We start from the raw sequence: 20736 nt of genomic DNA on the forward strand, positions 1-20736 counted from the left end.
CGCAATTGCCAGAGCTAAGGCCAAGAAAGCCGCTAAACAAGCAGAAGAAGCTGACGCAAGCGTGAGTGAGCAAGGCAAAGAAGCAAATGAGCCAAAGGCGGGATCAGAAACAGACTCTAGCCTTACAGAACAAGCTGCTGAGGGCACATCTGAGCAGCAACAAGCACTTAGCCCTGAAGCACGTAAAAAAGCCGCCGTTAAAGCCGCAATTGCAAGAGCAAAAGCGAAGAAGCAAGCGAAAGAACAAGAAGGAAATGAACCGTCATGAAACTAACCATGGCCTCATCCCCGCACAATCATAGCCATAAGTCGGTCAACAAAATCATGATGACCGTCATGGCAGCCTGTATTCCCGGGATCTTAGTCCAAACCTACTATTTTGGTTTTGGTGTATTGATCCAGTTAGCTTTGGCGCTTATTACCGCAAGCCTTGCTGAAGCGCTAGTGCTAAAGCTAAGAGGTCGAGCGATATGGCCCAGCCTCAGCGACGGCAGTGCTTGGCTCACCGCTGTGCTGCTGGCCATCAGTATTCCGCCGCTAGCCCCCTGGTGGATAACCGTCATAGGTGCATTTTTTGCCATCGCTATTGTAAAACAGCTATACGGTGGCCTAGGCTTTAATCTTTTCAACCCAGCCATGGCGGCCTATGTATTATTGCTGATCTCCTTCCCTGTACAAATGACTTCATGGTCACCTATTCAAGCGCTCACGCTAGAGTCTCTAAGCTTTGTCGACCAACTCGCGATGATCTTTACCGAGTCCACCAGCCAAGATGTCACACTTGACGTATGGCGTGCAGGGGTGATTGACGGCGCGACTGGTGCAACGCCATTAGACTCGGTAAAAACCGCTGTCTCACAAGGCTTAACCGTGAATGAGGCGATGAATAAGCAGGGTTTTGGAGCGCTTGCAGGACTTGGTTGGCAATATGTTAACCTCGCCTTTTTGCTAGGTGGCCTTTACCTGCTAAAAGCTAAAGTGATCAACTGGCATATCCCTGTAGCCTTTATTGCCAGTCTTGGCCTTGCTAGTGCGATTGGCTATATCATTGCCCCTGAGTCAGAGCCGGGCACCCTATTCCACTTGTTAAGTGGCGGCGCTATGCTTGGTGCCTTCTTTATTGCCACCGATCCGGTATCGGCCTCCACCACTAACTTAGGTCGCCTGATTTACGGCGCGGCAATCGGCTTAACAGTCTATGTTATTCGTCAATTTGGTGGCTATCCAGACGCCGTTGCATTTGCAGTTGTGATCATGAATATGGCAGTACCGCTTATCGATCATTACACTCAGCCTCGTACTTATGGTCATGGAGCGAAATCATGATAATTCAATCGATGCAGAAAAATGGCCTCATCCTCGCAGCATTTGCACTGGCAACAACAGGAGCGGTCGCACTGATTAATGACCTCACCAAAGATAAAATTGCCAGCCAAGAGCAGCAGCACCTGATGCAATTGCTTTCTCAGGTGATTGCAGCAGATAAGTACGACAATACTCTGTATTTGGATTGCACTACCAGCAACGCCTTAGAACTCGGCCCAGGCGGCCCGCACACCATTTACAGAGCCAGACTCAATGACGAACCCTCAGCTCTTTTAGTGCGACATATCACCCCAAAAGGCTACAGTGGCAATATTGATGTCTTAACCGCTATCGATAGACAAGGTTTGATCTCAGGTGTGCGTGTAACGCGCCATGAAGAAACCCCAGGCCTTGGTGATAAGGTAGAGCTGGCAAAGTCTGCTTGGGTAACGACCTTCAACGGCGTTCAAGTTGAAGGTGAAGCAGATCCTAAAATAAATGTGAAAAAAGACGGCGGTCAATTTGATTCATTTACCGGCGCAACCATTACCCCACGCGCCGTGGTAACCTCGGTAAATCAGGCCGCATGGTTTGCCAAAACTCATTTTGATGCGCTATTTAACGCGCCTAATACTTGCAAGGTGTCGCAATGAGTCAGTTAAAATCGCTCTTTCAAGAAGGTACATGGCAAAATAACCCTGCACTGGTACAGCTTTTAGGTCTGTGTCCGCTCCTTGCGGTGACTTCAACGGTAACCAATGCATTAGGGCTTGGTATCGCCACATTACTGGTACTGGTTGGTTCTAACTTTACCGTATCCATAGTGAGAAACTGGGTGCCAAAAGACATTCGTATTCCCGTGTTTGTGATGATCATCGCTGCCTTTGTTACAGTTATTCAACTGCTCATGAACGCTTATACCTTTGGTCTGTATCAATCCCTCGGTATATTTATTCCGTTGATCGTGACCAACTGCGCCATTATTGGTCGTGCCGAGGCGTTCGCTTCCAAGAATAGTCCGCTATTATCGGTTTGGGATGGTTTAATGATGGGACTGGGTTTTGCACTGGTGCTATTTGTACTGGGTGCAATGCGCGAACTCATTGGTCAAGGAACATTATTTGATGGTGCCGAGCTACTCCTTGGCAACTGGGCAAGTGTATTGCGTATTGAGATCTTCTCATTCGATCATCAATTTTTAGTTGCAATCCTGCCACCAGGCGCCTTTTTGGGCCTTGGTTTTTTGATTGCCGCGAAAAACATTATCGACGCTCAGCTCAAAGCTAAAGCAGCGCCAGCAGCTGAAGAAGTAAAAGGCCCAAGAGCAAGGGTCACTAACTTAAACTAATGTGGTAATAATAATGCCAATTTGCAGCGATACCGTCACTATCGCTGCTTAATGAAAATAACCGCATGCTACCGTCATTGAATTTAGCAAGTAAATCTTATGAATAAACAAAAACGTATAGAAATACTCACGCGACTCAGGGACGAAAATCCGCACCCTGAAACCGAACTAGAATACTCGTCACCATTCGAGCTTTTAGTTGCCGTTACCCTCTCAGCACAAGCCACTGATGTTGGAGTGAACAAAGCAACGCGCAAACTCTTCCCTGTTGCCAACACACCTGAGAAAATTCTGGAGCTTGGCCTTGAGGGCTTAAGAGACTATATCAAAACCATTGGTTTATTTAATTCAAAAGCCAATAACGTCTATAAAATGTGTCAGATCCTCGTTGACAAACACGGCTCCGAAGTCCCCGAAAACCGTGAAGCACTAGAAGCACTGCCGGGTGTCGGTCGCAAAACCGCAAACGTAGTTTTAAACTGCGCTTTTGGCTGGCCGACTATTGCTGTAGACACCCATATCTTCCGCGTCTCCAACCGCACCAAGTTTGCTATGGGTAAAGATGTAGTGGCTGTCGAGCAAAAGCTGGAAAAGGTGGTACCAAAAGAGTTTAAAGTAGATGTTCACCACTGGCTTATTCTTCACGGCCGCTATGTGTGCACCGCGCGTAAACCTAAATGTGGCAGCTGTATTATTGAAGATTTGTGTGAGTTTAAAGAGAAGACTGATAGCTAATCTTTGTTTTAACATAAGCACAACTTTTATTTGTGGTGATTACCGTGAATTTGTTGTTTCGTAAAATTGTTCAAGCGATATAAAAACACTGATCGCTGCGTAAAGCAGCTCCTACTTCACGCCACATTCGTATCGACGTGATGGTTAGTCTAAGGCAATACCACTGCTGAATACCCTATTCCATCTGGTCCGTTACCAGTAGGGAGTTCAAATAAGGTTTTGCCAGATACAATATCTATAACAAGGACCTTATTTTTTTGGTAAGCGGATAAAAATAAAGTGCGATCGTCTGGATGGAGGATCACGCCTTTTGGTCCTGTTCCCGGCTCAAACTTTATTTGACGCAGCTTTTCTTTGTGCATTGCATCGATCACATCAAGGGTGTGATTCCTATAGTCTGGGATCACAGCAAACTGCTCATCGCGGGTAAGTAACACACGGTATGGAAAGCTATAGCCTTTCCATTGCTTAATTATACGCTCATTTGCTACATCAAACACGGTAACTAAGCCATCATCGTTGCTACCAACCCAGAGCTCTGAGCCACTTTTATTTATGGTGATAGCCTCTGGTACTTTTGGCATTGAAATTTTGCGAAGTAAGGCACCTGACTTTACATCTAATTCAGACACTGAATCTGCGCGCATATTTGTGGTGTAAACACGCTCGCTAGACGCCGGCAGCGCCACCATATGAGAGCCTCTTTGCTCTGTTGCTATTACTTTATCAATTTTCCCCGACTCTATATCAACTATTACCACACTGTCAGAGCCTTCAGACGATACTGCAACGCGTTTTTGGTCTTTTAAAAACAACACGCCATGTGGCCTTGGATAACGAGAAAAATCAATGGTTTTAACTTTTTTTGCTTGCCGAACGTCAAAAACACTTAGACTATTGCCACGTGCATAATTAGTGACAACAGCCGTATGCCCGTCGGCACTCATTGCTAATTCATGTGGTCCTCTGCCGGTTGCGAGCGTCAGCTTAATTTTTCGGCTGCTAAGATCGATGAAATCAACCGAGTCCCCCTTTTTATTTACAACAACCAATGTTCCCGACAAGTTATTTGTATCAGCCCATGAAGGGAAGCTGATTAAACACCCAACTAAGAATACATACACAACATAATTAACCAATCTCATTTTGACTCCTATTGATCTGTTAGCTAGTACTGTTGTTTTTATCACTACTGTATTTATCATTGAAAAGCAATCGTAATACAGCCTTCAAAAACACCCTATCCCAAATTTAGCTCAGACACGCCTGATACTCGAAACCTTCCTGTTTCCTATGTTGAATAGCACACTTTCCATCACTCGCAACTACTTCCTCGCCTACATCCGCTTTACAATTTCTGGAACATTTTCAAAGTATTGATTTCACAAATCACTACGCTTTCTTTATGCTAATGAAAGTCTTTAAATTTTAATGTGAATATCATTATGCTACCTGTCCTTCGTATCTTGTTAATAGAACAAGATCCAGCCGTATTGCAAGCGCTCTCAAGCAATCTATCAAAAACGATCCCTAATTTTGAGCGAGAGGATGTTCAAATCGATATTATTGAATGTCTCGAACTTGCAAAAGCCTTGGAGCATGTCACTGAGGATGGTGATATTCAAGCAGTCGTGCTGAGTTGGGATGTACACAACAAAAGCGGCGAGCAAACCTATAGTCGCTTTATCGAGCAATTAAAAAGTATTCGTCTAGAATTACCAGTTTACGTTATTGGTGATGACACCAAGGGGCTTGAGATAGTCAACGAATCAGAGGAAATCGAATCTTTCTTCTTTAAAGATGAAGTTATCTCAGACCCCGAAGCTATTTTAGGATATATGATCAACGACTTTGATGACAGAGCCGAAACACCATTTTGGACGGCGTATCGCAGTTATGTCGGCGAAGCGAACGACTCTTGGCATACTCCGGGTCACAGCGGTGGTTCGAGCTTTAGAAACTCTCCTTATATCAAAGATTTTTATCAATTCTATGGCCGTAACGTATTTGTCGGAGACTTGTCTGTATCGGTTGATTCGTTAGGGTCACTGTCAGACAGCACCAATACCATTGGTCGCGCTCAGGAATCCGCTGCAGCAACGTTTGAAGTTAACCGCACCTACTTCGTGACCAACGGCTCGTCCACCTCGAATAAAATCATTTTACAAACCCTACTTCGCAAGGGTGATAAGGTGATCATCGACCGCAATTGTCATAAGTCTGTACACTATGGCATTTTGCAATCGGCCAGTTTCCCTATCTATTTATCGAGTATTTTAAATCCAAAATATGGCATATTCGCACCGCCTTCACTGGCTGACATCAAGCAAGCGATTGAACAAAATACCGATGCAAAACTACTGGTGCTCACAGGCTGTACCTATGATGGTTTGCTGAGCGACCTGAAACAAGTCGTAGAATTTGCCCATCAGCATGGCATCAAAGTCTTTATTGATGAAGCTTGGTTTGCTTACTCGCTATTTCACCCTAGCTTGCGCCAATACTCCGCCATTCATGCAGGTGCCGATTATGTCACTCATTCGGCGCATAAAGTCGTATCGGCATTTTCGCAGGCATCTTATATCCATATTAACGACCCTGATTTTGATGCTGATTTCTTCCGTGAGATTTACAGCATTTATGCCAGCACCTCACCAAAATACCAGCTTATTGCGTCTTTGGATGTGTGCCAAAAGCAGTTAGAGATGGAGGGCTATAAGTTACTCAATGCACTGCTGAACCATGTTGCAGAATTCAAACAGCAGATGGCCTCCCTCAAACATATAAAAGTGCTTGATAAGCAAGATTTTATGAACATATTCCCACATTTTAGTGGCGATAATATGGGTCATGATCCGCTTAAAATCCTCATCGATATTAGTGAACTACCATACTCATTAAAGGATATTCATAAATTCCTGCTGGACGAAATTGGGCTGGAGATTGAGAAATATACACACAGTACCATCTTAGTCTTACTAACCTTGGGTGGTACACGCTCAAAAATCATTCGCTTATACAATGCCTTAAAGAAACTCGATGGCGGCAAGGTAAAACTATCGAAGTCAACGCGACGCTCGCGCTTGCCTGAGAATTTACCCGCTATTGACCTTGCTTGTATTCCTAGTGATGCCTTCTACGGCGAGCGTGAATCTATACCTATTAGCAAGAGCAACAACCGTATTTGTGCAGGTTTAGTCACCCCTTATCCTCCAGGTATTCCGCTTTTGGTGCCAGGTCAACATATCACCCAAGAGCATATAGAATATCTCAAGGAACTGGCAGGCCAAGGATTGACCATTCAAGGTAGTTTCGATGGTGAGATCTACGTGCTTAAAGAACAAGAAGAAAAGTAAAGCGAGCGACTATCGTTAGTCGGTTCACTAGGCGGCGATGCTACTAGACATCGCCACCTAGTATAAACAACTTAAAGCACTTTATTTTCGTTCCACATCCCCAATAACTTACTCGCGATCTAATGTTTTTCATCTACTAATTTAAGCATTCTTCTGGCATACCTATTGCTTATAAAACTACAGATGTCATTTTTTTGTTTTGGAGTTTTGTATGGAATTTGCGTTGCTTGCTATTTTGGCTCTAGTGGTCGTTGCTTCCATTGTCGCTTCTAAGTACACCGATGTGGGTGGCAATCCTTATCCGTTTAACCGTAAAGAATCTGTTTTTACCACCGTTGAAGCATCGTTTCTACATTTATTAGAACGTGCCGTTGGCGATAGATATAAAATCGTAAGCCGTATTAAGCTCATTGATGTGATCGAGTGCAAACCGGGGATCTCTCCAAAAGCACGTCGTGCTGCGGTAACTAAAGCTAAAAATAAGCAGTTGGATTATGTCTTGATAGACAAAGAGACACTGAAAATTGTTGCCGCTGTTGATTTGGTCAATAACGCCAATAAAAACGGCCACAAAGCACAAAAAGATTGGTTTGTGAGTGGCGCTCTGGAGTCTGCGGGTATTCCACATATTCGCATGAAAATCAAAAGTGGCTACCAAAGTGCTGAGGTTCGTGCGGCAATCTTATTCAAACTTGGTCAAAAAGTGGAAATGCCAAAGAAAACCAGAAACCGCACCTACAAACCTGCGGTACTATCACCTTCACAGGCAAAAGCACAGTCAACTCAGTTGGCAGAAATCTAGCAAAACGGGCATCAGCCCGTTTTTTGTTTTACCTATCAAAACCCCTTTCGTATAATAAACGCAATTTTGACACTGGGGCTTTCCCCACCACAAATTAGGAATCTTTTGATGAAAGTAGGCATTATCGGCGCAATGGAGCAAGAAGTTACCATTTTGCGTAACACCATGGAAAACCCGCAAACATTGACCAAAGGTGGCTTTACTTTTTATACCGGCAAACTGGCTGGTCTTGACGTAACGCTTGTACAGTCTGGCATTGGTAAAGTGGCAGCAACAGTTGCGACAACTTTGCTTATCGACAACTTTGCGCCAGATTGCGTGATCAACACAGGTTCTGCAGGTGGTTTTGAACCATCACTAAACGTCGGCGATGTGGTTATTTCAAATGAAGTACGTCATCACGATGTTGATGTGACTGCATTTGGCTATGAAATTGGTCAAGTTCCACAAATGCCTGCTGCGTTCACTTCACATGCAAAATTAGTTGAGGCAGCAGAGCAAAGCGTACATGAACTTGAAGGCATTCAAACTATGATTGGCTTGATCTGTACGGGTGACTCATTTATGTGCGATCCGGTACGTATCGATAAGGCGCGTGCCGACTTCCCTACGATGTTAGCAGTAGAAATGGAAGGCGCGGCAATTGCACAAGCTTGTCATGCTTTAAACACGCCATTTGTTGTGATCCGCTCGCTATCTGATATCGCCGGCAAAGAATCACCGCAATCATTCGAGGAGTATCTAGAAGTCGCTTCTGTTAACTCTTCTAAAATGGTGATGGCACTACTTAATAAGCTGGATAAGGTTACGCTTTAGTGCTTGACAGCTTGCTTCAGGCCCATGAGGGCCTGATCATTTTCTTACTGGCGATTTTTGCCAGCCTAGGGGTAAGGTTATCAACACTTTACCACCCTAATCTTATTCTCAGTCTTATTTTTAAAGCGATTGCCGAAAGAGTTTATCGCCCTAAAGCCACTTCTAGTTATCAACTTTTATCCGGTACATTGGGGTTCTTCCTCCCTACATTAACCATCACTGTATTAACTTATGCGATTATTAGCTATGCTTTTTATCCTAATTGGCTCGGTGGGTTGGTGTTGTTTTTATGCTTAGATATTAGCCATGAAAGCCGTGCTAAGCGTATTTTTGCGCTGATAAAGTCAAAGCAAAAAGTAACCGCAAGAGCCGTGTTGCAAGGAATGGTAGCAAGAGATGTTGAAAAACTAACAGAGCTTGGTATTTGTAAAGCCGCCATAGATAGCACCGCATTAAATACCTTGCGCCATTTTTTTGTCATTGCTTTATTGTACCTAACGGCAGGTCCCTATCTCGCGCTATTTTATAAGCTATTACTGCTATGCGACCATGCTTGGCGGCAAGTAATCCCCCCTTCAAGCCGTTTTATGGCAAGCCTTTCACGCATGATTTGGCTCATTGAGTTTGTGCCTATTCGATTATTAATTACCTGCTTTTCGTTGTTACTTAAACCAAAGCAAACTTGGCACTACATTAAATACTACGGCCGTCACTTTAGCCAAACAAATACTGGATGGGCACTGAGCTTTTTTGCCGCAAATTTACATACACAGCTCGCAGGGCCACGCTTTTATTTTGGTGAACGTTATGACGTGATGCGGGTAGGTGCAAAGGCGCAACCCTCAGCTGAACATATTCAGCATTTACTTGGACTACTCAATCAAATGCGCTGGCTATTTATTGCCACTTCCGCCTTACTACTTGTAATTATTAATTTTCTCAGGCTGATGGCTTAATTAACTTGAGCTTCAGGTATTTATAACCTGAACTTCGGATAATTCATGCCTTATCCAAGGTTAATTAAAAATGAGTGTAAGCTTGACCTCTTGGCCAAAAAACAAAAAACCCAGCACAAGGCTGGGTTTTTGCATGCTCAGAAAAACTTACTTTTTCTTCACTGCTTTTTTGTTTGGAAGGTCAGTGATTGAACCTTCGAAGATTTCAGCAGCTAGACCGATTGACTCATTCAGCGTTGGGTGAGCGTGGATAGTAAGCGCTAGGTCTTCACCGTCAGCACCCATCTCTACAGCTAGGCCGATTTCACCAAGCATTTCACCAGCGTTGATACCAACCATAGCACCACCGATCACACGACCTGACTCTTTATCAAAGATAAGCTTCGTTGAACCTTCAGTACGTGCAGAAGCGATTGCACGGCCAGAAGCTGCCCACGGGAATACCGCAGTTTCAATGCTTAGACCTTGCTCTTTTGCTTCTTTCTCAGTCACACCAACCCAAGCGATTTCTGGATCTGTGTATGCAATTGATGGAATACACTTAGGATCGAAGTAGTGCTTCTTACCAGAGATCACTTCAGCAGCAACGTGGCCTTCATGAACCGCTTTGTGTGCAAGCATAGGTTGACCTACGATGTCACCAATAGCGAAGATGTGATCAACGTTGGTCTTCATTTGCTTGTCAGTGCTGATAAAGCCACGCTCATCAACATTTACGCCCGCTTTGTCAGCGTCGATTAGCTTACCATTTGGTGTACGACCAACAGCAACTAGTACTTTGTCATAACGAACTTGACCTTCTGGCGCTTGCTTGCCTTCGAAAGATACGTAGATACCGTCTTCTTTCGCTTCAACAGCAACCACTTTAGTAGAAAGCATCACATTAAACTTGTCTTTAACGTACTTTTGGTAAATCTTGATAACGTCTTTGTCAGCCGCTGGTACTAGTTGATCAGCAAACTCAACTACGTCAATCGCTGAACCTAGTGAACGGTAAACAGTACCCATCTCAAGACCGATGATACCACCACCTAGTACAAGTAGCTTTTCAGGCACGTCTTTAAGCTCAAGTGCACCTGTAGAATCGATGATACGCTCGTCTTCAGGAATGAAAGGTAAGCTTACAGGTTGAGAACCTGCTGCAATAATTGCATTATCGAAAGTTACCGTCTTCGCGCCGTCAGCACCTTCAACCGCAATGGTGTTAGAACCTGTGAACTTACCGTAGCCGTTAACTACAGTAACTTTACGCATCTTAGCCATACCGCTAAGGCCGCCAGTTAGCTGACCAATTACAGACTCTTTCCATGAACGGATCTTGTCTAGGTCGATTTGTGGAGCACCGAAAGAAACACCGTGAGAAGCCATTTCAGCTGCATCGTCGATTACCTTTGCAACGTGAAGAAGGGCTTTTGAAGGGATACAACCAACGTTCAAGCACACACCACCTAGCGTGTCGCGAGATTCGATTAGTGTAACGTCTAAACCTAAGTCTGCTGCACGGAATGCTGCAGAGTAACCACCAGGACCACCGCCTAGTACAACAACTTGAGTTTTGATTTCGTTGCTCATGTTATTACCTTAACTGTTATTTGAACGGGTTTACTCGTCGAGAGTAGCCGACCCAAAGTGCCTGCCAAACACCCGATTCGGGGCACAGGGCAGAGAGAGTTATTATTGCTCGAAAGTGTATCATTCACACTCTCTATTGTCCCGCCTAAATATCAAGCGGAACAACAAAATACAAGAAAACCGCATCACCTAAGTCATGCGGTTTCTATTCTTACATTACTAGCTGGCGAATATCGCTTAGGTAGTTTGCAAGTGTTACAGTAAAGCGAGCTGCTAGTGCGCCGTCAATGACACGATGGTCGTATGAACAGCTTAGCGGCACCATTAGGCGCGGCTCAAACTCTTTACCATTCCATTTCGGTTTGAAGTCTGACTTAGAAACACCAAGAATCGCCACTTCAGGAGCATTAACGATTGGCGTAAACGCCGTACCGCCGATACCGCCTAGGCTTGAGATAGTGAAACAGCCGCCCTGCATATCAGCAGACGTCAGTTTACCGTCACGTGCTTTCTTAGAAATTTCCATCAACTCGCGTGATATCTCAATGATGCCTTTCTTGTTCACGTCGCGAACAACAGGAACCACTAGACCATTTGGTGTATCAACCGCGATACCGATGTGAACATATTTCTTCAAGATTAAGCTCTCACCATCTTCAGATAGTGAAGAGTTAAACGTTGGGAACTCTTCAAGTGCTTTTGCAGCCGCTTTCATCACGAATACTAATGGCGTGATCTTCACACCCATTTTCTTCTTCTCAGCTAGCACGTTCTGTTCTTTACGGAACGCTTCAAGTTCTGTGATATCTGCTTCGTCAAACTGCGTAACATGTGGGATTTGTACCCAGTTACGGTGAAGGTTTGCACCCGATAGCTTGTTGATGCGAGAAAGTTTCTTCTCTTCTATTTCACCAAACTTGCTGAAGTCTACTTTTGGCCAAGGAATAAGACCAAGCTCACCGCCGCCGGTGTTGCCACCTTTTGCGACTTGACCAGACTCAACTTGCTTAACCAGCTCTTTCACGTAGTTTTGTACGTCTTCTTTTAGTACACGGTTCTTACGACCTGTACCTTTAACGCGAGCTAGGTTAACCCCAAACTCACGCGCTAGACGACGTACCACAGGTGATGCGTGGGCATATTGATCATTGGCCACAAAATCATCTTTTTGTGCAGAAGCTTTTGGTGCTTCAGATTTCGCCGCTGGAGCCGCTGATTGCGCTGGCTTTTCTTCAGCTTTAGCTGCTGCCTGAGGTGCGGGTGCCGCGCCTTTCACTTCGAATACGAAGATTAAAGAACCCGTTGATACTTTATCGCCAGCATTAACTTTGATGGCTTTAATCGTACCTGCGAACGGTGCTGGCACTTCCATTGAGGCTTTGTCGCCTTCAACCGTGATAAGCGATTGCTCTTCTTCAACGCTATCGCCTACAGCAACCATGATCTCAGTGACTTCAACTTCGTCACCACCGATATCTGGTACGTGTACTTCTTTTTCAGCTGATGCAGCAGGTGCTTGCTCTTGAGCTGGCGCTTTTGCAGCTTCAGTAGTCGCAGGCGCCTCACCGCTACCTGCCACTTCGAAGATGAAGATCAATGAACCGGTTGACACTTTGTCACCCGCGTTGATTTTCACTTCTTTGATAGTACCTGCAAATGGTGCTGGCACTTCCATTGAAGCTTTGTCGCCTTCAACCGTGATAAGTGATTGCTCTTCTTCAACAACATCACCCGCAGCTACTAAAATTTCAGTTACTTCAACTTCATCGCCACCAATATCTGGTACGTGAACTTCTTTCACTTCTGTTTTGCCAGAGGCGCTTGCTTCTGGCTTAGCTTCTTCTGCAGGTTGCTCTGCTGGTGTTTCTTCACCTGCCGCTTCAAAGATCATGATCAAAGAGCCAGTCGATACTTTATCGCCTTCCGCTATTTTGATTTCTTTAACTGTACCCGCCACAGAGGCTGGTACTTCCATTGATGCTTTGTCGCCTTCAACAGTGATAAGCGATTGCTCTTCTGCAACCGTGTCACCTACGCTTACTAGGATCTCGGTTACTTCAACCTCATCGGCACCAATATCTGGAACATGAATTTCGATTGCCATCACTCGTCCTCTTATGCGTAAAGTGGGTTAGTTTTGGTGGTGTCGATATCAAATTTCTTGATAGCGTCAGTCACTACTGATTTTTCAACTTTGCCTTGCTTAACTAGCTCGCCAAGAGCAGCAACTACCACGTAACCGGCATTCACTTCAAAGTGACGACGTAGGTTTTCACGGCTGTCTGAACGACCGTAGCCGTCTGTGCCAAGTACTTTGTAAGATGCGCTCGGCATAAATGCACGTACTTGATCAGCGTAGTTTTTCATGTAATCCGTAGCAGCAATTGCTGGCGCATCACCAAGCACACTCGTGATATAAGGTACTTTTTGCTCAGCTTCTGGATTTAGCATATTAAAGCGCTCTGCATCTTGACCGTCACGAGCAAGCTCGTTAAATGACGTTACAGAGAATACGTCTGAACCGATACCGTAGTCGTCGCTTAGGATCTGCGCCGCTTTACGTACTTCGTTCAGGATAGTACCCGAGCCCATTAGCTGAACCTGTGCTTTGTCGCCAGTGTAACTTTCAAGCTTGTAAATACCCTTACGAATACCTACTTCAGCGCCTTCAGGCATTGCTGGCATATGGTAGTTTTCGTTCATGAGCGTTAGGTAGTAGAACACATTCTCTTGCTCTGGACCGTACATACGACGAATACCATCTTGCAGAATAACCGCTACTTCAAATGCAAACGTTGGGTCGTATGAAATACAGTTAGGCACTGTACCTGCTTGAATGTGCGAGTGACCGTCTTCGTGCTGTAGACCTTCACCATTTAGCGTTGTACGACCGGCAGTCGCCCCTAATAGGAAGCCACGCGCTTGTTGGTCGCCCGCCATCCACGCCATATCACCTACACGTTGGAAACCAAACATTGAGTAGTAGATATAGAATGGGATCATTGGTAAGTCGTTCGTGCTGTATGACGTTGCCGCTGCAACCCATGAAGACATCGCGCCTAGCTCATTGATACCTTCTTGTAGTACCTGACCTGACGTTGCTTCTTTGTAGTAAGAAACGATATCGCGGTCTTCTGGGCTGTAGTTTTGGCCGTGCGGGTTGTAAATACCGATTTGACGGAATAAACCTTCCATACCAAAGGTACGCGCTTCATCAGCAATAATTGGAACTATGCTCTTGCCGATATTCTTGTCTTTTAACAAGATATTAAGCGCACGAACGTATGCCATTGTGGTTGAGATATCACGCTTTTGTTCTTCTAGAAGCGGTTTAAATGCACCTAACTCAGGTAGCGTAAGCGTTTCTGTGAAGTTAGGTAGACGCTTAGGTGTATAACCGTGAAGCGCGTTACGGCGAGCATGTAGATATTCGTGCTCTTTTGACCCTTCTTCTAGCGTCAAGTAAGGTAACTCTTGTAATTGCTCATCAGACACCAAGTCATCTAGACCTAGACGTGAACGTAGATGCGCTACGTGCGTCATGTCCATTTTCTTAACTTGGTGAGCAATGTTTTTGCCTTCAGCCGCAGCGCCCATGCCGTAACCTTTTACAGTTTTAGCTAGGATAACCGTTGGACGACCTTTGGTTTCTTGCGCTGCTTTAAATGCAGCAAATAGCTTAGATGGCTCATGACCACCGCGCTTTAACGCGAAGATTTCGTCGTCAGTCATATCAGCAACAAGCGCTGCTGTTTCTGGGTAACGACCGAAGAAGTGTTCACGTACGAAGGCACCATCTTTTGCTTTGTAAGTTTGGTAATCACCGTCAACTGTTTCATTCATCAGTTGTAGCAATTTACCCGTAGTGTCTTTGGCAAGTAGCTTATCCCAACCAGACCCCCAAACGACTTTGATCACGTTCCAACCAGCACCTTTAAATAGGCCTTCTAGTTCTTGGATGATCTTACCGTTACCCATTACTGGGCCGTCAAGACGCTGTAGGTTACAGTTGATTAGGTAGCATAGGTTGTCTAGCTTTTCACGGGCAGCGAAAGAAATCGCACCACGTGATTCTGGCTCGTCCATTTCACCATCACCAAGGAAGGCGTAAACGCGTTGCTCAGACGTATCTTTTAGACCACGACCATCTAGGTATTTAAGGAAACGCGCTTGGTAGATAGACGCGATTGGACCTAGACCCATAGAAACCGTTGGGAACTGCCAGAATTCAGGCATTAACTTAGGGTGTGGGTATGAAGAAATACCGTTACCGTCTACTTCCTGACGGAAGTTATCTAGCTGCTCAGCGCTTAGGCGGCCTTCAACAAATGCACGAGCATAAATGCCCGGAGAGATGTGACCTTGGTAATACACTAAGTCACCACCATCTTTCTCGTTTGGTGCACGGAAGAAGTGGTTGAAACACATTTCATAGAATGCAGCTGACGACTGGTAAGAGGCCATATGCCCGCCCAGCTCAAGATCTTTCTTCGAAGCACGAAGTACGATCATAATCGCATTCCAACGGATGATAGAGCGAATACGACGCTCAAGGTTCACATCCCCTGGATACGCAGGCTCTTGATCTGCTGGGATAGTGTTGACATAGTTAGTCGTAGTGCCTGTTGGCATATCTACGCCATCAAGACGCGCTTGCTCTAATACTTGCTCTAACAAGAACTGAGCGCGCTCTACGCCTTCTTCTTTTACGACCGACTCAAGCGCCTGTAACCATTCTTGGGTTTCTAGCGCGTCTACGTCAATTTTATTGACTTCAGACATATGGAGTGTTCCTTATGTTTAAAATACGAATTTATTCTATTTGTGCCAATTCTTACTGAGTCAAGCCCGATTACTGCTGTTTTGTTCTACGCAGTGAGCGCTCTATTCGCGAACGCTCTTTACCGGCTTCTAATAACGCTTCTTCGATAAAGGCTAAGTGGGCGTTACTAGCAAGTCTTGCTTGTTCAGGGTTACCATTGATCACCGCATCTAATAACAACTTTCTGTGCTCACCGAGCTGCTCACTCACGTCTGATTTTTGCACCAAGACCGTTAAGTTTTGCAACACGTTTTGCTCAAGCAGTGACTGCATCCCTTTTACAAGATGAAGCAGAACGACGTTATGTGACGCTTCTGCAACGGCAAAGTGAAAAGCATTAATTGCCCTTGCCTTTTGCATCAGGTCATCACCTATCTCTGCAATATTGTCAAAGCTTTGTTGTACCTTTGCAAAGTCATTATCTGTGCCCCTGAGCGCCGCATAGTAGGCGGCGATGCCTTCTAATGCATGACGAAACTCAAGTAAATCAAACTGAGATTCTGGATGCTTACTGATCAAGTCGAATAACGGATCAGTCAGCCCTTCTTCCAGCTGATTTTTAACATACGTGCCACCACCTTGACGACGGGTAACAAGCCCCTTGGCTTCCAATTTCTGGATAGCCTCACGAAGTGATGGACGCGACACTTCAAATTGCTTAGCTAGTTCACGCTCAGGCGGCAACTTTGCGCCGGGTAATAACGAGCCTTCGAGGATCATATTCTCAAGCTGTTCCAGTATTACGTCGGATAATTTTGCTGCTTTAATCTTTAAAGACATTGAAATAACGCCAATTTTTATGATGTGACCTAGCCAGACTGCTGACTTATTTTAATCAATTTGGTAAGAATTAACTTCATAGGTAAATTGGTCATACCAAATTTGCACAATACGTTATCAAAATCCATGACAACTGTCAAAATTCAGCCCAATTCAATAATTAGCTGAGTGTAAAAACAACAGTTAGCGTGCATAAACTTTAACCAAGAATCGGACAAATTTAAAAGGCGATTTAAATGGTCAGACCAGATAAGCATATACCATTTAACGCTAAATCAAGCTGCCAGAAAGACAGCTTAAGCTTCGGTAAGGCTCTATCACAATATCAAACACAATTTGTTGATTAAACTTGGTTTTGGTTTCTCGATTACTTTCACCAAAACCATGCTGATAAACCACCTTACCTTGCTGCGCAGCGATAACCACACCACTAAAATCAGAATTCTCAACTTGCTTTTGCCACTCGGTTAACGTCGTTTGTGCGTGGACTGTACTCCCCCAGACCATAGTCAATGATAGGCAAACCGTTGTTATTATTTTTTCATGTTATTCGTCCTTTACTCCAAGTGTGCTCTGATACCACTCTTTTTCATTTGGTTATTGAATAACAAGCTTGATGCCAACAATATAAAACCATTAAAAAAAAGTTAAAATCAGACTCGGACTTCCCTTATGAAGGATTTCTCGATTTCGCAATAAAATCAGGGACAATTTTCGATTTTGGGAAATCGAATTTATTGTTGTAGAAAAAAGAATGGCAAATCATGCAAATGATACGCTATGACACACTAAAGTAGATGTTATTTAATGCCATAGGAGTAATCCGATAATCAAATTACCCATTGCCAAGTTTACCGATAATCGAGTATAACCATAGTCTCTGGACATGTATTACACAAGGATATCATTTTGGCTTGGCGGGTCTTTGTCCTACTACTTATCATCACACTTATAGTGTTTACGCTTTATTTTATCTATCCAAGTGCCGCAGCAAACTCGATAAGGTCTATCAAACCTTTATTGACTGAATTTGGCATACAGCTAGACGCCCATACAGAAAAACGTTTAAGTCAGCCAGACACCACTCCCTACCTAACGGTTGCACCACCAGAAGTAACGAAACAACAGCTACCTGAAGTACCAGAAAAAGCCTTTTATAATCTAAACGGACACAGTGATCTTGTTAATATGTTCAGCGGTATCTCAACACCTACCTGTGGAGCACTAAAGCGCGAAGTATTTTCCTTGCAAACGCAATTCAACGACATTGAAAATTTCAAACTCAATCTAACGGGTGAACCCGTGAGCCCTTATGTTGAGTATCAGGCGCAGCAAGCCCTCAACGTGGTGTACATGATGTTTAAGCACTTTTTTAACCAGTTAGCACACAAAAAAGCCTTATCCCCCATCCAATTGAACATGCATATTGCCGCCAATGACACTGACTACAATGAGCTAATCCTCTTTCGCGATGCAGAACCCGCTGGCACCTTGGGCATGTACTTTTTATTTCAAAACCAAGGCTTTATCAATGGCGCTCGCACTGAAGAAGAAACGCTAAGAACGCTCATTCACGAGTCCGTGCACGCCCTAGTTTTTTATTATTTCGGCGTAACCCCTCGATGGGTAACGGAAGGCTTAGCCGAGTATTTTGAGCACCTAAGAATTACCGACACAGGTCAATTTTCAGTTTATCTCTCTGACGAAGATTGGTTGACGAAAGAAGGGATTTTGAAATCGCGCTTTGCCAAGCTTGATATTAACACCCTATTCAATAGCGAAAATCAGTGGCAAACCATGCAAAGTGCCACCTTATATGCCAATAGTTATCTGTTTACGGGATTTATGGTCGAGCACAACAGCAACGCTTTTTTCGAGTATTTACGACAAGAAAGCAGCAATCCGTGCAATATTGTACCTGCACAAAACATCGAGCAGCTCTTTCGTAACTTTAATGAAAACGTCGAGTCACAATTTGAGGGATGGCGTAACACACCTCGCCAAATTCAAAACGGCGCATGGCAATAACTCTCCCTGTGAGAGCGCAAGTTATATAAAACCCCGACTAGACCCCCTATCACAATATATCTCAAAACGTATTTATGCGTATCGAGTTCATTTTTTGCAAAAATGCGCCCGCTAAATACAAATGCGAATTGAAAAAATTGATCACATAAACTTATGTATTCAACTCCAGCCAAAACTCTAGAAACATAGAGACCACTGGGGTAAAGTTAATGTTTATAACATAATACTGAAGTCAAACACTATTGAGCTGAAGCTGCAACGGCTAAAAGAGTACCTTAATGACATCTAATCAGCTAAATAAAGTAAGTAAGTTTCTAAGTTTTGTACTTCGTCACAAGCCCGATGCCATTGGATTGGATTATCTCTCTGAAAATGAAGTTTGGTTGACTAAGCAAGTACCCGCGGAACTAATATGCATTTAAAGGTTAACCTTTTTAGCGCAATTAATAAGAGTTAAACACTCACCAGAATCTCTTGGAAGATGCTCAATATTTGTCAACCCGACTTGGTCTACGATAGCGGTGACAATACCAATATTATCTCCTCTAAACCATTCAGCTACTTGACCTTGGTTCAAAGAATTTTTATCACTGAAGCCGAAGACTAACCTTTCTGATTCATCTCCACCAAACGAGTTATCCCAGTAATAAATACCAGTATCAAAAATTTCAGGGCTACTTTGATAATTCCAAGATTGTAGCAGTGCCTCAATCCGAATGTTTGAAGCGAGCCATTTACCATGCCATTTAGCATAGGCTTTTGCCTCTTCACTATAGATATCCGTTGCATAATCAGACTTATCTATACCAAAAGGGCGAGATGTAAGTATATCATCAACTTGTAAAAACGAGTCATCTCTAACTGTATACTTTACTAAACGCTGGAACACATGGTATTGCCAGTAGAATACTGGGTGTATTGACAGCCAACCTATAACACCTTTTCCAAAACCTAACGGGTTAGTAGTTTTGACCATAAAGACTAACTCATAAGGATCAAACCATAACTCTCCTGCTTCTGCACTACTAGGTGGTATCTCGCTTACATAGCAAATCCCTCCTCCAAGCAGATCTACTTCAATAGAAATATTTGTTCCTGCTTCGAAGTAGGCTTTAAGTGCCTTTTGGTGATGAACCATTCCGTATGCATTAAGTGCGTCACATAATTCCCTTTTCATTTTTAGGCCGTTTGATTCTAAATATGAGCAATAGGTATCACATAATTTAATTAGGTGCTCTGCTTTACTACTTACCATTGTAGACGTTTATCCTTTTTAATTGATTGATATATTTTGCCCATTCATTCTCATTTTTAAATGTGAAAACTGGTGGTGACGAGCTCCCGGTTATTGGAAAGTATCCAATTTTTTGCTGTTGTTGTATGGAACGTATCATACCTGCTTGACCATAGGTTTCTGGCAAATCACCTTTCAAGAAAGTAGTTTTAGTACTTATGTCTGAAAAAGCAATAGGAGATTCGAAATGTTCGTATCTAGGAGATTGTATAAATGAATCCGGTAATCGCTCGTTAAAACCATGAATACTGCCGGGAATTTTATCTAAACCGGCCCAATCTGCCGCAACTAACCGACGGTGATCTAAAGTCATATACCCATCATCTAGTTTGATCAAATCAGCAACCCCCTTAGATAAGTCCCAGCCATTCGACTTCATTTGATAGGCGATGTCTAATACGGGTGTACTATCTCCAGTCTTTATACCAATTGTACTCTGAGTGTAGTGAATATCTTTAAGGTTTATCCACTTATACCCACTGTTATTGTCACCACTAAGGAGTACCGAGCTTTGCTTGTCTGGCCCCAGATCAAAATTGGACGCTGTGCTAGCTTCGTATTTAACGACGCCTCCCGGCAGCTCATTCCCTTTTGGTGGTTCCAATTCATCAGCTTTGGCTTTGGTGGGCTTATCAGTGACGCCTCGAATTGGTGATTGACCCTGATACTCATCCAGTGCTTTATTAACTCGCTGTCCGATTTCTTGGGCGGCTTGTTGCATATGCTGGTCGATTTTTGGGGTGACGTCGTCTAGGCGTTTTACCGTGGCTTGCATGCCTTCGATAGCGGCGTCTGGGAGTAGTAGGTCGTAGTGCCAACTGGTGGACATGTCATCAAGTGAATCGCGCAGGCCTTTGACGATGTTTTTAACTTCCGTGGCGGATTGTTTACCTAGGTCTTGCCAGTTGATGTCTCTTAGGTA

17 protein-coding genes and 1 pseudogene are annotated in these 20736 nt (G+C 44.0%); 10 read left to right on the forward strand and 8 right to left on the reverse strand.

All coding sequences use genetic code 11. The features are described 5' to 3' along the window. Positions 1–61 precede the first annotated feature (61 nt). The 5 genes from CKO50_RS01765 to nth all read left to right on the forward strand — a co-directional run bounded on the left by CKO50_RS01765 (position 62) and on the right by nth (position 3388). Positions 62–268: a hypothetical protein gene (locus tag CKO50_RS01765; protein ID WP_095726754.1), complete on the forward strand. Its 207-nt coding sequence runs from the start codon at positions 62–64 to the stop codon at positions 266–268. Then, on the forward strand, positions 265–1326 hold the full coding sequence (rsxD, locus tag CKO50_RS01770) for an electron transport complex subunit RsxD (RefSeq protein WP_095726755.1): 1062 nt from the start codon (positions 265–267) through the stop codon (positions 1324–1326). Before CKO50_RS01765 ends, rsxD begins: the two co-directional genes overlap by 4 nt. Continuing rightward, complete coding sequence (gene rsxG, locus CKO50_RS01775) at positions 1323–1958, forward strand: electron transport complex subunit RsxG (RefSeq protein ID WP_095726756.1); 636 nt, start codon at positions 1323–1325, stop codon at positions 1956–1958. The genes rsxD and rsxG overlap by 4 nt, the downstream gene beginning before the upstream one ends. Beyond that, positions 1955–2653, forward strand: a complete 699-nt coding sequence (locus CKO50_RS01780) for an electron transport complex subunit E (protein ID WP_095726757.1) — start codon at positions 1955–1957, stop codon at positions 2651–2653. The genes rsxG and CKO50_RS01780 overlap by 4 nt, the downstream gene beginning before the upstream one ends. Positions 2654–2752: 99 nt before the next feature. Continuing rightward, complete coding sequence (nth, locus tag CKO50_RS01785) at positions 2753–3388, forward strand: endonuclease III (protein WP_069022907.1); 636 nt, start codon at positions 2753–2755, stop codon at positions 3386–3388. Positions 3389–3537: 149 nt separating this feature from the next. On the opposite strand, the gene CKO50_RS01790 is transcribed toward nth, so the two are convergent. Further along, entirely contained in the window at positions 3538–4533 is a 996-nt protein-coding gene (locus CKO50_RS01790) for a YncE family protein (protein ID WP_095726758.1), read from the reverse strand. A gap of 300 nt (positions 4534–4833) precedes the next feature. Here CKO50_RS01790 and CKO50_RS01795 point away from each other — a divergent pair, with 300 nt between their 5' ends. The 4 genes from CKO50_RS01795 (at position 4834) to CKO50_RS01810 (ending at position 9318) form a co-directional block, all read left to right on the forward strand. Further along, positions 4834–6744: an aminotransferase class V-fold PLP-dependent enzyme gene (locus tag CKO50_RS01795; protein ID WP_095726759.1), complete on the forward strand. Its 1911-nt coding sequence runs from the start codon at positions 4834–4836 to the stop codon at positions 6742–6744. A gap of 211 nt (positions 6745–6955) precedes the next feature. Continuing rightward, on the forward strand, positions 6956–7546 hold the full coding sequence (locus CKO50_RS01800) for a DUF2726 domain-containing protein (protein WP_095726760.1): 591 nt from the start codon (positions 6956–6958) through the stop codon (positions 7544–7546). 108 nt (positions 7547–7654) lie between these two features. Continuing rightward, positions 7655–8362 carry a 5'-methylthioadenosine/S-adenosylhomocysteine nucleosidase gene (mtnN, locus tag CKO50_RS01805; protein WP_095726761.1) on the forward strand — a complete coding sequence of 236 codons (708 nt, stop codon included), beginning with the start codon at positions 7655–7657 and terminating at the stop codon, positions 8360–8362. Beyond that, positions 8362–9318: a cobalamin biosynthesis protein gene (locus CKO50_RS01810; protein WP_095726762.1), complete on the forward strand. Its 957-nt coding sequence runs from the start codon at positions 8362–8364 to the stop codon at positions 9316–9318. Before mtnN ends, CKO50_RS01810 begins: the two co-directional genes overlap by 1 nt. 147 nt (positions 9319–9465) lie before the next feature. Here CKO50_RS01810 and lpdA read toward each other — a convergent pair whose 3' ends face one another. The 5 genes from lpdA to CKO50_RS01835 all read right to left on the reverse strand — a co-directional run bounded on the left by lpdA (position 9466) and on the right by CKO50_RS01835 (position 16999). Further along, complete coding sequence (lpdA, locus tag CKO50_RS01815; RefSeq protein WP_095726763.1) at positions 9466–10890, reverse strand: dihydrolipoyl dehydrogenase; 1425 nt, start codon at positions 10888–10890, stop codon at positions 9466–9468. 211 nt (positions 10891–11101) lie between these two features. Then, a complete protein-coding gene (gene aceF, locus CKO50_RS01820) occupies positions 11102–12994 on the reverse strand; it encodes a pyruvate dehydrogenase complex dihydrolipoyllysine-residue acetyltransferase (protein WP_095726764.1) in 1893 nt (630 codons plus the stop codon). An 11-nt stretch (positions 12995–13005) separates the two neighbouring features. Beyond that, positions 13006–15672 carry a pyruvate dehydrogenase (acetyl-transferring), homodimeric type gene (gene aceE / locus CKO50_RS01825; protein WP_095726765.1) on the reverse strand — a complete coding sequence of 889 codons (2667 nt, stop codon included), beginning with the start codon at positions 15670–15672 and terminating at the stop codon, positions 13006–13008. Between the two features lie 70 nt (positions 15673–15742). Beyond that, complete coding sequence (gene pdhR / locus CKO50_RS01830; RefSeq protein ID WP_095726766.1) at positions 15743–16492, reverse strand: pyruvate dehydrogenase complex transcriptional repressor PdhR; 750 nt, start codon at positions 16490–16492, stop codon at positions 15743–15745. 270 nt (positions 16493–16762) lie between these two features. Further along, positions 16763–16999 (reverse strand): hypothetical protein, encoded by a 237-nt coding sequence (locus CKO50_RS01835; RefSeq protein WP_095726767.1) that lies wholly within the window; start codon positions 16997–16999, stop codon positions 16763–16765. 402 nt (positions 17000–17401) lie between these two features. Between CKO50_RS01835 and CKO50_RS01840 the strand changes: the two genes are divergently transcribed. Then, positions 17402–18520 carry a DUF1570 domain-containing protein gene (locus tag CKO50_RS01840; protein WP_095726768.1) on the forward strand — a complete coding sequence of 373 codons (1119 nt, stop codon included), beginning with the start codon at positions 17402–17404 and terminating at the stop codon, positions 18518–18520. Positions 18521–18938: 418 nt separating this feature from the next. On the opposite strand, the gene CKO50_RS01845 is transcribed toward CKO50_RS01840, so the two are convergent. Both CKO50_RS01845 and CKO50_RS25040 read right to left on the reverse strand, forming a co-directional pair. Beyond that, on the reverse strand, positions 18939–19775 hold the full coding sequence (locus CKO50_RS01845; RefSeq protein ID WP_095726769.1) for a hypothetical protein: 837 nt from the start codon (positions 19773–19775) through the stop codon (positions 18939–18941). A gap of 610 nt (positions 19776–20385) precedes the next feature. Beyond that, positions 20386–20643: pseudogene (locus CKO50_RS25040) on the reverse strand (hypothetical protein); the annotation flags it as partial. Between the last annotated feature and the right edge of the window lie 93 nt (positions 20644–20736).

The sequence above is a fragment of the Pseudoalteromonas sp. HM-SA03 genome (assembly GCF_002289345.1).
Lineage (GTDB): Bacteria > Pseudomonadota > Gammaproteobacteria > Enterobacterales > Alteromonadaceae > Pseudoalteromonas.

Bases quoted from the DNA above. Each gene is read 5' to 3' on its own strand.
- rsxD (WP_095726755.1), top strand. From the start codon at position 265: ATGAAACTAACCATGGCCTCATCCCCGCACAATCATAGCCATAAGTCG.
- rsxG (WP_095726756.1), top strand. From the start codon at position 1,323: ATGATAATTCAATCGATGCAGAAAAATGGCCTCATCCTCGCAGCATTT.
- CKO50_RS01780 (WP_095726757.1), top strand. From the start codon at position 1,955: ATGAGTCAGTTAAAATCGCTCTTTCAAGAAGGTACATGGCAAAATAAC.
- nth (WP_069022907.1), top strand. From the start codon at position 2,753: ATGAATAAACAAAAACGTATAGAAATACTCACGCGACTCAGGGACGAA.
- CKO50_RS01790 (WP_095726758.1), bottom strand. From the start codon at position 4,533: ATGAGATTGGTTAATTATGTTGTGTATGTATTCTTAGTTGGGTGTTTA.
- CKO50_RS01795 (WP_095726759.1), top strand. From the start codon at position 4,834: ATGCTACCTGTCCTTCGTATCTTGTTAATAGAACAAGATCCAGCCGTA.
- CKO50_RS01800 (WP_095726760.1), top strand. From the start codon at position 6,956: ATGGAATTTGCGTTGCTTGCTATTTTGGCTCTAGTGGTCGTTGCTTCC.
- mtnN (WP_095726761.1), top strand. From the start codon at position 7,655: ATGAAAGTAGGCATTATCGGCGCAATGGAGCAAGAAGTTACCATTTTG.
- lpdA (WP_095726763.1), bottom strand. From the start codon at position 10,890: ATGAGCAACGAAATCAAAACTCAAGTTGTTGTACTAGGCGGTGGTCCT.
- aceF (WP_095726764.1), bottom strand. From the start codon at position 12,994: ATGGCAATCGAAATTCATGTTCCAGATATTGGTGCCGATGAGGTTGAA.
- aceE (WP_095726765.1), bottom strand. From the start codon at position 15,672: ATGTCTGAAGTCAATAAAATTGACGTAGACGCGCTAGAAACCCAAGAA.
- pdhR (WP_095726766.1), bottom strand. From the start codon at position 16,492: ATGTCTTTAAAGATTAAAGCAGCAAAATTATCCGACGTAATACTGGAA.
- CKO50_RS01835 (WP_095726767.1), bottom strand. From the start codon at position 16,999: ATGGTCTGGGGGAGTACAGTCCACGCACAAACGACGTTAACCGAGTGG.
- CKO50_RS01845 (WP_095726769.1), bottom strand. From the start codon at position 19,775: ATGGTAAGTAGTAAAGCAGAGCACCTAATTAAATTATGTGATACCTAT.